This window comes from Pseudomonas sp. R2-7-07, from assembly GCF_003852355.1.
Taxonomy (GTDB): Bacteria; Pseudomonadota; Gammaproteobacteria; order Pseudomonadales; family Pseudomonadaceae; genus Aquipseudomonas.
This window is the reverse complement of sequence record NZ_CP027759.1, coordinates 3,388,234-3,402,065: the sequence shown is the minus strand read 5'-3', so window position 1 is coordinate 3,402,065 and position 13,832 is coordinate 3,388,234. Positions and strand designations below refer to the sequence as shown.

The 13,832-nt window shown below is 62.3% G+C and carries 18 protein-coding genes; 4 read left to right on the top strand and 14 right to left on the bottom strand.

Features of this window, described 5'->3' with window-relative positions; genetic code table 11:
* Nucleotides 1-6 precede the first annotated feature (6 nt).
* Genes C4J86_RS15525 through tusD form a run of 5 tightly spaced genes read right to left on the bottom strand, consistent with a single transcriptional unit; the run spans nt 7 to nt 2,359 of the window.
* Nucleotides 7-1,008, bottom strand: a complete 1,002-nt coding sequence (locus tag C4J86_RS15525; protein ID WP_124371058.1) for a glycosyl transferase family protein — start codon at nt 1,006-1,008, stop codon at nt 7-9.
* Complete coding sequence (locus tag C4J86_RS15520; RefSeq protein WP_124371057.1) at nt 1,005-1,340, bottom strand: TusE/DsrC/DsvC family sulfur relay protein; 336 nt, start codon at nt 1,338-1,340, stop codon at nt 1,005-1,007. The genes C4J86_RS15525 and C4J86_RS15520 overlap by 4 nt, the downstream gene beginning before the upstream one ends.
* Entirely contained in the window at nt 1,337-1,615 is a 279-nt protein-coding gene (tusB, locus tag C4J86_RS15515; RefSeq protein WP_124371056.1) for a sulfurtransferase complex subunit TusB, read from the bottom strand. The genes C4J86_RS15520 and tusB overlap by 4 nt, the downstream gene beginning before the upstream one ends.
* Nucleotides 1,615-1,965: a sulfurtransferase complex subunit TusC gene (tusC, locus tag C4J86_RS15510; RefSeq protein ID WP_124371055.1), complete on the bottom strand. Its 351-nt coding sequence runs from the start codon at nt 1,963-1,965 to the stop codon at nt 1,615-1,617. Before tusC ends, tusB begins: the two co-directional genes overlap by 1 nt.
* 1 nt (nt 1,966) lies before the next feature.
* Nucleotides 1,967-2,359: a sulfurtransferase complex subunit TusD gene (gene tusD / locus C4J86_RS15505; protein WP_124371054.1), complete on the bottom strand. Its 393-nt coding sequence runs from the start codon at nt 2,357-2,359 to the stop codon at nt 1,967-1,969.
* A gap of 159 nt (nt 2,360-2,518) precedes the next feature.
* Here tusD and C4J86_RS15500 point away from each other — a divergent pair, with 159 nt between their 5' ends.
* Entirely contained in the window at nt 2,519-3,694 is a 1,176-nt protein-coding gene (locus C4J86_RS15500) for a CaiB/BaiF CoA-transferase family protein (RefSeq protein WP_124371053.1), read from the top strand.
* A 92-nt stretch (nt 3,695-3,786) separates the two neighbouring features.
* On the opposite strand, the gene C4J86_RS15495 is transcribed toward C4J86_RS15500, so the two are convergent.
* Both C4J86_RS15495 and C4J86_RS15490 read right to left on the bottom strand, forming a co-directional pair.
* Nucleotides 3,787-4,281, bottom strand: a complete 495-nt coding sequence (locus C4J86_RS15495; protein ID WP_124371052.1) for a SprT family zinc-dependent metalloprotease — start codon at nt 4,279-4,281, stop codon at nt 3,787-3,789.
* 129 nt (nt 4,282-4,410) lie between these two features.
* Nucleotides 4,411-5,013 (bottom strand): Yip1 family protein, encoded by a 603-nt coding sequence (locus tag C4J86_RS15490; RefSeq protein ID WP_124371051.1) that lies wholly within the window; start codon nt 5,011-5,013, stop codon nt 4,411-4,413.
* A gap of 295 nt (nt 5,014-5,308) precedes the next feature.
* Between C4J86_RS15490 and ttcA the strand changes: the two genes are divergently transcribed.
* Complete coding sequence (ttcA, locus tag C4J86_RS15485) at nt 5,309-6,133, top strand: tRNA 2-thiocytidine(32) synthetase TtcA (RefSeq protein ID WP_124363269.1); 825 nt, start codon at nt 5,309-5,311, stop codon at nt 6,131-6,133.
* A 67-nt stretch (nt 6,134-6,200) separates the two neighbouring features.
* Nucleotides 6,201-6,872, top strand: coding sequence for a DNA-3-methyladenine glycosylase I (locus C4J86_RS15480; RefSeq protein ID WP_124363268.1), 672 nt, complete (start codon nt 6,201-6,203; stop codon nt 6,870-6,872).
* A 62-nt stretch (nt 6,873-6,934) separates the two neighbouring features.
* Here C4J86_RS15480 and C4J86_RS15475 read toward each other — a convergent pair whose 3' ends face one another.
* From C4J86_RS15475 to arsC, 3 genes are read right to left on the bottom strand one after another with little or no spacing between them, the layout of a single operon-like run.
* Nucleotides 6,935-7,342, bottom strand: a complete 408-nt coding sequence (locus C4J86_RS15475) for a DUF2069 domain-containing protein (RefSeq protein ID WP_124363267.1) — start codon at nt 7,340-7,342, stop codon at nt 6,935-6,937.
* On the bottom strand, nt 7,326-7,940 hold the full coding sequence (wrbA, locus tag C4J86_RS15470) for an NAD(P)H:quinone oxidoreductase (RefSeq protein WP_124363266.1): 615 nt from the start codon (nt 7,938-7,940) through the stop codon (nt 7,326-7,328). Before wrbA ends, C4J86_RS15475 begins: the two co-directional genes overlap by 17 nt.
* The gene (gene arsC, locus C4J86_RS15465) at nt 7,937-8,290 is read right to left on the bottom strand and encodes an arsenate reductase (glutaredoxin) (RefSeq protein ID WP_124371050.1); all 354 of its coding nucleotides are present in this window, start codon (nt 8,288-8,290) and stop codon (nt 7,937-7,939) included. The genes wrbA and arsC overlap by 4 nt, the downstream gene beginning before the upstream one ends.
* Before the next feature lie 115 nt (nt 8,291-8,405).
* Between arsC and C4J86_RS15460 the strand changes: the two genes are divergently transcribed.
* On the top strand, nt 8,406-8,867 hold the full coding sequence (locus C4J86_RS15460) for a TlpA disulfide reductase family protein (protein ID WP_124363264.1): 462 nt from the start codon (nt 8,406-8,408) through the stop codon (nt 8,865-8,867).
* Between the two features lie 139 nt (nt 8,868-9,006).
* Here C4J86_RS15460 and C4J86_RS15455 read toward each other — a convergent pair whose 3' ends face one another.
* From C4J86_RS15455 to C4J86_RS15440, 4 genes are all read right to left on the bottom strand, one after another.
* Nucleotides 9,007-9,411, bottom strand: a complete 405-nt coding sequence (locus C4J86_RS15455) for an META domain-containing protein (RefSeq protein WP_124363263.1) — start codon at nt 9,409-9,411, stop codon at nt 9,007-9,009.
* Nucleotides 9,408-9,848, bottom strand: coding sequence for a hypothetical protein (locus C4J86_RS15450; protein WP_124371049.1), 441 nt, complete (start codon nt 9,846-9,848; stop codon nt 9,408-9,410). The genes C4J86_RS15455 and C4J86_RS15450 overlap by 4 nt, the downstream gene beginning before the upstream one ends.
* A gap of 71 nt (nt 9,849-9,919) precedes the next feature.
* Complete coding sequence (locus C4J86_RS15445; RefSeq protein WP_124371048.1) at nt 9,920-10,909, bottom strand: 2-hydroxyacid dehydrogenase; 990 nt, start codon at nt 10,907-10,909, stop codon at nt 9,920-9,922.
* Between the two features lie 161 nt (nt 10,910-11,070).
* The gene (locus C4J86_RS15440) at nt 11,071-13,824 is read right to left on the bottom strand and encodes a response regulator (protein ID WP_124371047.1); all 2,754 of its coding nucleotides are present in this window, start codon (nt 13,822-13,824) and stop codon (nt 11,071-11,073) included.
* Nucleotides 13,825-13,832: the final 8 nt, after the last annotated feature.

The following is a 13,832-nucleotide window of genomic DNA, read 5'->3' as shown; positions in this document are numbered from 1 at the left end:
GATCGATTAAATCGATTTGTCGCGCGCATCCCAATACTGCTGGGCCAGTTCAAATGCCTGCTCCCGGGTGTGTCCGAGGCCGCGCAAAGCCAGGGCCATGGTCGCGATCAGTGCCAGTTGCGGGTAGCTGTCCTCGACCTCGCCACGCCACAGGGCTTTGAGATGCTCAGGCGCAAGGCTCGCCGGTTTGACGTGGCGCTGGGCGGAGAGGGCGGGCCATTCTTCGTCCCAGCTCTGGCCGCCGGTGGTTCCGTACAAATGGCTGAGGGTGTCGGGGTTGATTTCCACTTCGCCGCCATCGCCCTTGACCACAATCACGTTGTCGCCCAGCAGGCCGCTGGCATCGCGGTGCACGCCCTGGTAACCCGGATGGAAGATGCTTTGCAGGCCGCAACGGGCATTCAGTGGGTTGAGCAAGCGTGCCAGGGAGTGGATCGGCGAGCGCAGCCCCAGGGTGTTGCGCAGGTCGATCATGCGCTGCAACTGAGGCGCCCAGTCGCCCAGCGGAATAAACGCCAGGTTGCCTTGTTCATACGCCGCCTCGACCTGCTGCCAATTGCGGCACAGCGGTATCTGCAACTGCTCCAGCAATTGCTCGGTGTACAGGCGGCCCGCCGTATGCGCGCCGCCGCCGTGCATGAGGATGCGCACGCCGTTTTGCGCCAGGCATTTGGCCGCCAGCAGGAACCACGGCAAGTGGCGCTTTTTGCCGGCGTAGGTCGGCCAGTCGATATCCACCTTCAAGGCGGGCGGGTTCAAGCGCTCGCGCACCGCTTCGGTGAAACCGGCGAGCTCTTCCGGGCTTTCTTCCTTGTGACGCAACAGCATGAGAAAGGCGCCCAGTTGGGTGTCTTCGACTTTTTCGTCGAGCAGCATGCCCATGGCTTCCCGCGCTTCCTCACGGGTGAGGTTGCGCGCGCCGCGCTTGCCCTTGCCGAGGATGCGCACGAACTGCGCAAAAGGGTGCTCTTCAGGTGTTGAGAGGGTCAGTGGGGCGAAGTCGGTCATAAGCAATTCGTCGGCCTGGGCAGGCCCGCCAGCTTGGCGGCAAGTTTGGCGGGAGTGCCGTTGAACAGTTTGTTGAGGTGCAGGCTGTTGCCCTTGTCCGGGCCGAGCTTCAAGGCGACGTACTTGATCAGCGGGCGCGTGGCCGGCGACAGCTGGTACTCCTTGTAAAAGCCGCGCAGCAGTTCGAGGATTTCCCAGTGGTCCGGGGTCAGTTCCAGCGATTCTGCGGCGGCCAGGGCGTTGGCAATCTCGGCAGACCACGCGTCGAGGTCGACCAGGTAGCCGTCCTTGTCCAGTTCGAGGGTGCGCGTGCCTACGGTCAGCGTATTCATAACCAGGTGTTGACCTTGTCATAGTCGATCGACAACTGCACGAAACCCGGATAGTCCACGCTGTCGGCCCAGTCCGGCAACGGCAGGTTGCGCGCCTGCATGTCTTCAGCCAGCACGAACACCTTCACGCCTTTGGTGTGCAGGGCCGTGTGGCGCAGGCCGTAGGCGCCGTCGCCGCACAGCAGGATCGCATCCGCGCTGCCACAGACGCGCAGACAGCTGTCGAGACGGCTGTCGGTAAAGGGGGAGTGGGATACCACGTGTAGAGTCGACATCAGAGGGTAATCACCTGGTCGTAACGGTCAATCAGTTGGGAAATGGCGGCAGGGTCCAAAGGCTGCGCGCTGGCCGGCACACCCAGCCCGCGTTCGGCCAGGCTGTGGCTGCAGGCGAACACGTCATCGATGCCGAACAGGCCCAGGGCTTGCAGGTTGGCGCTCAAATCCTTTTGTTGCACGGCCTTGGCGTTCTGGTGCGGTGCGAGCTGGAACACGCCGTCGTCCAGAAACAGCAGGCCGATCGGCAGATCGAACGCGCCACCGGCCAGCACGATATCCAGCGCTTCCCGCGCACTGGGGCCGGACCACGGTGCCTGGCGGCTGATCACCAGCAATGACTTGGCCATGTCATGAACCTCCAAAACAGATCAGGCGGTCGGCGTCCTGGATCGCGTCATGCAGTTGCCCCAGGCCCGACAGCGCCCAGGGCGCGTCCAGGTTCACCGCGCTGCGTTGATAGCGCGTGGCTTCCTCGGCGTTGAGCACGCCACGGCGCAGGGCTGCGGCGATGCACACGACGCCGTCGAGCTGGTGGGCGCTGACGAACTCGCGCCATAGGCGCGCGATGTCTTGCTCGTCCTGGGGCGCGACGACGTTATTGGACGCGCTGTACACGCCATCCTGGTAAAAAAACAGCCGCACAATCTCATGCCCGCCGGCCAGGGCCGCCTGGGCGAACAACAGGGCGCGGCGCGAGGAGGGCGCGTGGGCGGCGCTGAACACTGCAATCGCGAACTTCATAGAACACTCTGCCAACAAAACGTGGGCCAATGATAAAGCCGTGGCGACGAAAAAGCCCGCCGTGATCAAAACGGTCAGGGGGGTTGATCGTTCCGACGATTGCCGTCGACGCTCAAGGCTGACTACGCTGTGAACCGTCGAATCGGAAACGGAGTTTGTATGACAGGCCCCTTGGCGTCCCTCAAAGTGCTGGATTTTTCCACCCTGTTGCCCGGCCCCTTCGCCTCACTGATGCTGGCGGACATGGGCGCCGAGGTGCTGCGCATCGAATCGCCGACGCGCATGGATTTGTTGCGCGTCCTGCCGCCCCATGATCAGGGCACCTCGGCGAGCCATGCCTACCTCAATCGCAACAAACGCAGCCTGGCGCTGGACCTCAAGCGGGCCGAGGCGCTGCAGATCGTGTTCGAGCTGGTCAAGGGCACCGACATCCTCATCGAACAATTCCGCCCCGGCGTGATGGAGCGTCTGGGCCTGGGGTATGCGGCCTTGAACGCGATCAACCCGAGGCTGATCTACGTGTCGATCACCGGCTACGGCCAGACCGGCCCTTACAGGGATCGCGCCGGCCACGATATCAACTACCTGGCCGTGGCCGGCGTGGCCAGCCACAGCGGGCGGCGCGACAGCGGGCCGTTGCCGTTGGGCGTGCAGCTGGCGGATATCGGCGGCGGGTCGTTGCATGCGGTGGTGGGCTTGCTCGCGGCGGTCATCGCACGGCAGCAGAGCGGCGTCGGCCAGTACCTGGATGTGAGCATGACCGACTGCGCGTTCAGCCTGAACGCCATGGCCGGCGCGGGTTACCTGGCCTGCGGGGTGGAACCGGCGTGGGAAAACCATGTGCTCAATGGCGGCAGTTTTTACGATTATTACCGCACCCGTGATGGGCGCTGGATGTCGGTGGGCAGCCTGGAACCTGCCTTCATGCAGCGATTGTGCGAAGCGCTGGGGCGACCGGAGCTGGCGCTGCACAGCCTCAAGCCTGAGCAACAGCCGGCTCTCAAGCAGGCGCTGCAGGTGGAATTCGAAAAACGCAGCTTTGATGAAGTGTGCGCGTTGTTTGCTGGCGTGGATGCGTGCGTGGAACCAGTGTTGAACTTGAGTGAAGCGGTAGCGCATCCGCAGCTGCAGGCGCGCGCGCTGATCAGCCAAGTGCCTAGGGGCGATGGCTCGACCCAGGCGCAGATCGCCTGCCCGCTGAAGTTTTCCGAGGGGTTGCCGGCGCCTCGGCATATTGGCGCGGCTGTCGGTGCGCACAGTGATGAAGTGCTGGGGGAATTGGGGTTCAGTGCTCAGCGGATTGCGGATTTGCGCCAGGCCAAGGTTGTTGGGTGACTGTTCTGATGCCATCGGGGGCAAGCCCCCTCCCACACTTTGATTTGTGAATACATTCAAATGTGGGAGGGGGCTTGCCCCCGATGAGGCCCTTATTCCACCCGAGTTTCCCCAGTGAACACCAAGGTCTGCCGACACCGCCGACACAAATACCGTCGCCCCTGGCCTACCAACCCATGCCGCTGCGGCGAAAACGGGAAGTCGCTGTCGGCACACGGGCACCGGTAGATAAAGCGCGTTACCTGACGCCGCTTGACTTCATAGGTGTGACAACGGTCCGGCGGCAGTTCGTAAACCCCACGCATGATCAACTGCCATTCCTCACCATGGGGCTGGATGCGCTCGCCAAACAGTTGGTGGGCGATCAGGTGCGCCACTTCGTGGGCCACGGTTTGTTTGAGGAAATGTTGGCTGTTTTCACGGTAAAGCTGAGGGTTGAAGCGCAGCATGTTTTCGTGCAAATGCGCGACACCGGCTTTCTGGCCCCGCAGCTTGAGGCTGACCTTGGGGCGTTTGAAGCTTCGTTTGAAAAAGGATTCGGCTTGCAGGAAACAATCTTCGACGCGGGTATTGAGTTGCTCGGGCATGCTGTACATATCTCCAGAGACGTCCAGTATGCCGCAAAGCAGGGTGTTTCCGAATCTGTCAGGCGCCGAATGGTCATGCATAACGCACAAAGCCACCTTGTCGGTGGCTTTGCCTGCGGTAAAAAAGGCTTAACTGGTGTAGATCGGCCCAACGCCCAGGCCCCAGACGATCACGGTAAACGCCATGATCGCCACCAGTACCACCAGTCCTACAGCCAGTACCGAGCTGGAAAACAGGAAGCCTTCATCCGGGTCGATGCTCATGAAGGTCGGCAGCCCCACATACAGCAGGTATACCGTGTAGCAGATCGCCGCCGTGCCCACGACCATGCCCAGCCACATGTGTGGATAAAGCGCCGCCAGCCCGCCAATAAACAGAGGCGTCGCTGTGTAGGTGGCGAAGGCCACGCAACGCGCCATGCTGGGGTTGGCGTCGTAGGTGCGGGCCATCCAGTGAATGAACGCGCCCATCACCGCCACGCCGCCGAGCATTGCAGCGTAGGACATCAGGGTCATCCACAGCGCGCTTTCCTGGGTCAGCATGACCGGTGCGCGGTTGCCGATGACCCAGCCGACCTGGGTGGTGCCGATAAATGCAGAGACGGCGGGAATCGCCGCGAGAACCAGGGTATGGGTGAGGTACATGTGGCTGATGCTTTCTTCTTTATCGCCACGAATTTCCCGCCATTCCTGATCGGGATGGGTAAACAGCCCCACGACGTGATGGATCATGCCAGTCACTCCTGTCGTTATTACCATCGCCCCCCAGCGGAGCGCTACCGGCCAAATGGCCTGCAAGGTCCGGATAGTCGTGCGACCTCTAGTCGCAGTATAGGAAGTGATGACCTGGAAAACTGTAGGGCCTTTAGAGTAAATCGCGCTGTAAACATAGGTGCTAATCGCGGCACGGTCTGTAGCGGGCAATGCATTCAAGGTGGGAGGGGCTTGCTCCCACATTGAATCGAGGGCGCTCAGGTCGCTAAAATACCCCGCTTTTCGTCACACACTTGCAGCGGATCCAAGCGCCATGGGCACTCTTACGGTCAACCAGAACAAACTGCAAAAACGCCTGCGTCGCCTGGCCGGTGAAGCGGTCGCCGATTTCAACATGATCGAGGAGGGCGACAAGGTCATGGTCTGCCTTTCCGGCGGCAAAGACAGCTATACCCTGCTCGATGTGCTGCTGCACCTGCAGAAGGTCGCGCCGATCAAGTTCGAGATCGTCGCCGTCAACATGGACCAGAAACAGCCAGGTTTTCCCGAGCACGTGCTGCCGGCCTATCTCAAGGAACTGGGCGTCGAGTACCACATCGTCGAGAAAGACACTTATTCGGTGGTCAAGCAGTTGATCCCCGAAGGCAAGACGACCTGCTCGCTGTGCTCGCGCCTGCGGCGGGGCACGCTCTATACCTTTGCCGATGAGATCGGCGCGACCAAGATGGCCCTGGGGCATCATCGCGACGATATCGTCGAAACCTTCTTCCTCAACATGTTCTTCAACGGCTCGCTCAAGGCCATGCCGCCCAAGCTGCGTGCCGATGACGGGCGCAACGTGGTGATCCGCCCGCTGGCGTATTGCAACGAGAAAGACATCCAGGCGTATGCCGACTTCAAGCAGTTTCCGATCATTCCGTGCAACCTGTGCGGCTCCCAGGAAAACCTGCAGCGCCAGGTGGTCAAGGACATGCTGCTGGAGTGGGAACGCAAGACGCCGGGCCGCACCGAGAGCATCTTCCGCAGCCTGCAGAATGTGATCCCGTCGCAATTGGCCGACCGCAACCTGTTCGACTTCACCAGCCTGAAAATCGATGAAACCGCGGCGTCGCGTTTCGTCAATGTAGTGAACCTCTAACGCTCTACAACGCTCTGAAGGACGGCGCTCACGGGCGCCGTTTTCATTTCACCTGCCAGGAGAGGGCATGCGCGATTACAAGTGGCTGCACGAATATTGTCTGAACCGTTTTGGTTCAGCGGCCCAGTTGGAAGCCCATCTGCCGGTGCCCAAGACCCCGGCGCAATTGCGCAGGATCAGCGCTGACCGCTACCTGTCGACCCTGGCGCTGCGCGTGTTCCGTGCAGGCTTGAAGCACAGCGTGGTGGACGCCAAATGGCCGGCGTTCGAACAGGTGTTCTTCGGCTTCGACCCGGAAAAAGTCGTGCTGATGGGCGCCGAGCATTTGGAGCGCCTGATGCAGGACGCTCGCATTATCCGTCACCTGGGCAAGCTCAAGAGCGTGCCGCGCAATGCGCAGATGATCCTGGATATCACCCAGGAGAAGGGCAGCTTCGGCGCGTTTATCGCCGAGTGGCCAGTCACCGATATCGTTGGGCTATGGAAGTACCTGAGCAAGCACGGCCACCAGTTGGGCGGCTTGTCGGCACCGCGCTTTTTGCGCATGGTGGGCAAGGACACTTTTGTGCCGAGCTATGACGTGGTGGCGGCATTGAATGCGCAGAAGATCGTCGACAAGGTGCCCACCAGCCTGCGCGACCTGGCGACGGTGCAGGGCGCCTTCAACCAGTGGCATGCCGAAAGTGGGCGGCCGATGTGCCAGTTGTCGATGATGCTGGCTTACACCGTCAACCATTGATCGTTCCCACGCTCTGCGTGGGAATGCTGCCCAGGACGCTCTGCGTCCCAGACCTTGCTGTATCAGACTGCCGCCAACCGCCGATTCAACTGGTGGCGCCAGCGCACATACAGCAACGCCGTACAAAACAGCGCCAGGCTTGCCACCATCTCAAGCACCCCGAACCCTTGGCGGTTCGGGTCATACGCTGCCAGCGCGCCCTTGATGAAATACAGGTTCACCACAAAGCACATCCATGAATGCCCGCGTGCGCTGCCCAGGATCATGCCTGGCGCCAGCACCAGCAGCGGCACCAGTTCGATCAGCAGGATCACCCACGGACGCGCCCCGTGCAGGTCGGCGACGAACAGGTAGTACACGCACAACAAGCCCACCAGGCCAAAAAACGCCAGAAGGCTCAGTGCGCGCGCGAGCTTGACCCGCGGCTCCAGCCACGCCTGGGGCGGCAGGACCTTAGGCTGCCTGGCCACGGCCGTTCTCCAGCAGTGTGGCGGTTTTTGCCAGGCGCAGGCCCAGGGCGCGGCACAGGGTGATTTCATGGGGGTCGAGCATGCGCTTGCCATCAGGCCCGGCATGGTGGCTGGCGCCATACGGCGTACCGCCGCCCTGGGTGTCGAGCAGCGCCTGCTCGCTGTAGGGCAGGCCGGTGATCAGCATGCCGTGGTGCAACAGCGGCAGCAGCATCGACATCAGCGTGGTCTCCTGGCCGCCATGCAGGCTGGCGGTGGAGGTGAATACGCCAGCGGGTTTGCCGACCAGGGCGCCGGTGAGCCACAGGTTGCTGGTGCCATCGAGGAAGTACTTGAGCGGCGCGGCCATGTTGCCAAAGCGCGTCGGGCTGCCGAGGGCCAGGCCCGAGCAGTTTTTCAGGTCATCCAGGCTGGCATACAGCGCGCCTTCGTCCGGAATACTCGGCGCCACGGCTTCGCACTCGGTGGAGATCGCCGGCACGGTGCGCAGCCGGGCTTCCAGGCCGCCTTGCTCGATGCCCCGGGCAATCTGCCGGGCCATTTCGCTGACCGAGCCATTGCGGCTGTAATACAACACCAGCACATAGGGGGTAGTCACGGCAGCAGCTCCAGTACGTTTTCCGGCGGACGGCCAATGATGGCTTTATCGGCGGTTTCCAGGATGGGACGTTCCATCAGCTTGGGGTGTTCGGCGATGGCGGCGATCAACTGCGTTTCGCTGAGACTGGCGTCGGCCAGGTTAAGGCTTTTGTATTCCTCTTCGCCGGTGCGCAACAACTGACGGGCGCTTAGGCCAAGCTTGGCCAGCAGCGCCTGTAGTTGCGCCGCGTTCAGTGGGGTTTCCAGGTAGCGCACCACGGTAGGCGTGAGGCCGCGGGCTTCCAGCAGTTCCAGCGCACCGCGGGATTTCGAGCAGCGCGGGTTGTGATAAAGCGTCAGATCGGTCATGTGCGGGTCGCATCTTGCGTAAGGTGGCGGGTATTCTACCTGCGCTGCGGGCCGTCCTTAAACCGTAAGAGGCGATAGGCCGCAGCCAATGTTCATTTTTATGAAGGATTACCCCATGACTAGGCGACTGATCGGTGCATTGGCGATCATCACAACCCTGCTGCTCAGTGGCTGCGGTAACGATTACGGCGTTGACCAGTACGGCCAGAAAATACCGGCCGAACGCCTGGACAAGCAGTGGCTGGTTGTCAATTACTGGGCTGAATGGTGTGGCCCGTGCCGCACGGAAATCCCCGAGCTCAACGCCTTGGCCGAGCAACTCAAAGCGCAGAACGTGGGCGTGTTCGGGGTCAATTTCGACAATGTGCAGGGTGAGGAGCTCAAAGCCGCCAGCGACAAGCTGGGTATCAAGTTCACCGTGCTGGCGCAGAACCCGGAAGGGATCTTCGATATTCCACGCAGCGAGGCGCTGCCGGTGACCTATATCATCGATGACAAAGGCAAGGTGCGCGAGCAACTGATGGGTGAGCAGACGGCGCAAGGGGTGTTGGCCAAGCTCAAGGCCCTGCGCGGTTAAAGCAACAACGCAAACAAATGTGGGAGGGGGCTTGACCCCGATTGCGGTGGGTCAGCTTAATAATTGCTGGCTGATACACCGCTATCGGGGGCAAGCCCCCTCCCACATTGGGATCCCCATCAATTCACAGCTTGGAGACTCAGCCTTCTTCAAGCCACAGGCGGATCGGCTTGCCTTGGGCCGGCCAGAAGCGGGTCTGTTCGATCGGCGAGATGTCCCAGCGCTGCACGCCTTGCAGGGCCTGGAAGAAACGGTGCTCCTGTTCCATCAACGCCTCGGCGCACATTTTGCGGGTGCTGCCGATCGGGCCGAAGCTGAGCTTGTCGCCTTCGAGGGTGTACGGCGCAAACCAGTGGTTGCAGCCGCCATTGCCATAGGCGCGCCCATCGGCACCGAGGGTGACGGTCAGGTGCGCGTAGTCCATCAAGGGCCGCTCGCCTATCCACTCCACCACATAGCTGTGATCCTGCTTGAGCTTGGCCGCATCGCCGGCGCAGCCACTCAGGGCCGCGCCCACGGCGGCGAGCAGCAGCAGGCCCTTCATTGTGCTGCCCGCTGGCATTTCGGGCAGCGGTGCTGGTCGCCTTCGCTGGCCCAGCCGAGTTCTTTGATACGTGCGTTGGCGGCCGGCTGCAGCGGTTCTTTGGTCAGCTTGGTTTCCACCGCGAATTCAAACTCCAGCACGCTGTCGCAGCTGTCGCAATTGACCTTCCAGGTGTGAATCTCCAACTCGCCGAATTTCGGCCCCAGGGCCATGGCGACCCATTGGCCCGCCGGGCGGATGGAGTAGCGCGCGTCACCTTCCACGGTCAGGCGCATCGACAGGGTTTTACTGCCGCGCAGGGTGACGATCAGCACGTCGCCATGCTTGATCGAACCACCGTTGCCGGTGACTTGATAACGGCCAGGCACCAGGGCGCGGCATTCGATCAGGGTGTGTTGCGGGCTCAGCAAGCTGAAGCGGAAATCGTGTTCGGCCATGGATCCTCCAAATAGGCGCGGCATCCTATCACGGGTGCCGGCTCATCATGAGCCCGGTATGTGACCGCTGATCATCCCTCGACGAGGTTCTGCGCGCGCCCATCGGCCCACGCCGCAATATTGGCCAGCGTCGTGCCGGCAATCGCCGCCAGCGCCTCGCGGGTCAGGAAGGCCTGGTGGGCGGTGATGATCACATTGGGAAAGGTCAGCAGGCGGGCGAGCACATCGTCTTGCAGGGGCAGGTCCGAGCGGTCTTCGAAAAACAGCTGCGCCTCTTCCTCATAGACATCCAGCCCCAGGTAACCGAGTTGGCCGTTCTTGAGCGCTTCGACCAGTGCGGGCGTGTCGACCAGGCCGCCGCGACCGGTATTGATCAGCATGGCACCCGGTTGCATGTGTGCCAGGGCGCGGGTGTCGATCAGGTGTTTACTCTCGGCGGTCAGCGGGCAATGCAGGCTGATGATCTGCGCCTCGGCGAGCAATTCGGGCAGGCTTACGTAGCGTGCGCCCATGGCTTGCACCTGAGGGTTGGGGAAGGGGTCGTAGGCCAGCAACTGACAGCCAAAACCGGCCATGATCCTGGCGAAGGTGGCGCCGATCTGCCCGGTGCCGACCACGCCGACGGTTTTGCCGACCAGATCGAAACCGGTGAGCCCGTGCAGGCTGAAGTCGCCGTCGCGGGTACGGTTGTAGGCGCGGTGCAGGCGACGGTTCAGGGCAAGGATCAGTGCCACGGCGTGTTCGGCCACGGCGTGGGGCGAGTAGGCCGGTACGCGCACAACGCTCAGGCCCAGGCGCTTGGCGGCGTGCAGGTCGACATGGTTGTAGCCGGCCGAGCGCAGCGCAATCAGGCGCGTACCGCCACTGGCCAGTTGCTCGAGCACCGGGGCGCTGAGGTCATCGTTGATAAACGCGCAGACCACCTCGTGCCGTTCGGCCAGGGCGACGGTGTCGAGGTTGAGGCGGGCGGGTTGGAATTGCAGCTCGATGCCCTGAGGGCGCGGCTCACCGAGAAAACTCTCGCGGTCGTAGGCCTGGCTGCTGAAAAGAATCACGCGCATTAAAATGCTCCCTGCAATTTATACCTTGGAAATGCTGACCCAATGTGGGAGGGGCTTGCTCCCGATAGCGATATATCAGTTACAAATATTTCGACTGATACACCGCTATCGGGAGCAAGCCCCCTCCCACATTTTTGATTGGCGTCGTCCATGAAATAGAGTCAGGCGCTGACCCGCGCTTCACTGGCCAGCCGCGCAATCGCCATGTCCAGTTCATCCAACGCGGCCATGGCCTTGGCGTCATCCTGCTTGAGCAGGGTTTCGGCGCGTTGGCAGGCTGCGCGCAATTGCGGCACGCCGCAGTAGCGGGTGGCGCCATGCAGGCGGTGGACGCGCTCGATCAGGGCGTGGTTGTCATTGGCTTCGCGGGCGACCGTAATCGCCAGGCGATCAGCTTCCAGGGAGGCCAGGAGCATGGCGAGCATGTCGGCTGCCAGGTCCGCCTTGTTAGCGGCCAGGCGCAGGCCTTCCTCATGGTCCAGCACCAGCAGTTGCACGCCTGGGCCAAGGCCTTCGGGGACGCGCTCGGGCCCCTGGTTGCGCAGGGCCAGGCCGGTCCATTTCAGCACCACCTGGGCCAGCTGTCGCTCGCTGATGGGCTTGGTCAGGTAATCGTCCATGCCGCTTTGCAGAAGGGCACGTTTCTCGTTGGCCATGGCATGGGCGGTGAGGGCGACCACCGGCAGCGGCGTGCCATGCCGTTCGCTTTCCCATTGACGAATCGCTTCGGTACTCTGGCGCCCGTCCATGCCGGGCATCTGCACGTCCATCAGCACCAGGTCGAACGTTTCCTGCTTCACGGCGTCAATGGCCGCAAAGCCGCTTTCCACGGCATGGACCTTGGCGCCCATGTCTTCGAGCAGGGTTTGCACCAGCAACAGGTTCGCCGGGTTATCGTCCACGCACAGCACCCGCGGCGCACGGCTGGACAACGGCTCACCCGGCTCGCTGCGCGAGGGGCGCGGGCTGATCAGGTCGGCCAAGGAGCGGCGCAGCTTGCGCGTACAGGCTGGCTTGGCCTGCAACTGGCTGTTGGGGTTGGGCACCGACTGGTTGAACAACATTTGTTCGGTGGTCGGGCACAGCACCAGCACCTTGCAGCCCAGGTGTTCGAGGTCCCACAAGTGCTGGTTGAGGCGCTCGGGCGGGATGTCATTGGCGGTGACGCCGAGCACCGCCAAGTTGATCGCCTGTTCGGTCTGATGGGCGCTGGTAATGCCGTTGGTCAGGCTTTCCAGGGTATTGAACAGCGTGACTTCCAGGCCGCAGTCTTCCAACTGGTGTTGCAAGGCCTGGCGCGCCAACTCGTGGTTCTCCAGCACGGCCACGCGGCGACCGAGCAGCGGCGCGCTGGGCAGGTCTTCGATGTCGTCGCGGGTCTTGGGCAGGTTCAGGCTGATCCAGAACTCCGAGCCTTCGCCCGGTGTGCTGTCGACGCCGATTTCGCCGCCCATCTGTTCGATCAGGCGCTTGGAAATCACCAGGCCCAAGCCGGTGCCACCTGGCTGGCGCGACAGCGAATTGTCCGCCTGGCTGAAGGCCTGGAACAGTGCGCGCACATCCTGGTTGGACAGGCCGATGCCGGTGTCCTGCACGCTGATGCGCAGTTGTACGCTGTCTTCCTGCTCATCCTCGATCATCGCCCGGGCCACAATGGTGCCTTCGCGGGTGAACTTGATCGCGTTGCTGATCAGGTTGGTCAGGATCTGCTTGAGGCGCAGTGGGTCGCCCACCAGCGCCAGCGGCGTGTCGCGGTAGACCAGGCTGACCAGTTCGAGCTGTTTGGCGTGGGCGGCCGGGGCGAGGATGGTCAGGGTGTCCTGCAGCAGGTCGCGCAGGTTGAAGGGCACGCTGTCGAGCACCAGCTTGCCGGCCTCGATCTTGGAGAAGTCGAGGATCTCGTTGATGATGCCCAACAGGTTGTCGGCGGATTTTTCGATGGTGCCCAGGTAATCCAGCTGACGTGGCGACAGCTCGCTTTTTTGCAGCAGGTGGGTGAACCCGAGGATGCCGTTGAGCGGCGTGCGGATTTCATGGCTCATGTTGGCCAGGAACTCCGATTTGATCCGGCTGGCTTCCAGGGCTTCCTTGCGGGCCAGGTCCAGCTCGATGTTCTGGATCTCGATGGTTTCCAGGTTCTGGCGCACGTCTTCGGTGGCCTGGTCGATGCTGTGTTGCAGTTCTTCCTGGGCGTTTTGCAGGGTTTCGGCCATGCGGTTGATGCCCGACGCCAACTGATCCAGCTCCTGGCTGCCCAAGGGCGGCAGACGGGTTTCCAGATTGCCGTCTTTAAGCTGGGCCACGGCTTGCTTGATCAGGCCGATCGGCGAATTGATGGTGCGGCTGATGCGCAGGGCCAGTGCCGCGGTGCAGATCAAGCCGATGGCGATCAGCAGCAGGCTGGCGAACAGGCTGCGATAGCCGCGCAGCAACATGCCGTTGTGGGACAGTTCCACCTCGACCCAGCCCAACAGGCGGTCGGACTCATCCGGAATCAGCTCGCCGGCAAGGTTGCGATGACGGCCAAACACCGGCATCAGGTAACGGGTCGCATCGTTGCCGGTACGCTGCAGCAGGTGCGAACTGTTGCCGGTGGGCGGTTGATTGAGCATGGTCGGGCCGGCATGGGCCAGGGAGGAGCGGTCCGGTGCCAGGAACGACACCGCGCGCACGTCCGGTTGTTCCAGGGATTGGGTCGCGATGCGTTCCAGCAGGTCAGTGTTCTTGCTGCTCAGGGCGGGCGCAACCAGCGGCGCCAACTGCTCGGCGATCATCTCACCGCGTTGCAGCAACTGAGTCTGCAGCTCGGAGAGCTGCATCCAGGTGAAATAGCCCCCCAACAGCAGCGCCATCAGGCTGGTCGGCAATAACGTAAGCAACAGTACGCGGCCTTTTATCCCCATTCTTCTAAGCACGCCACTCT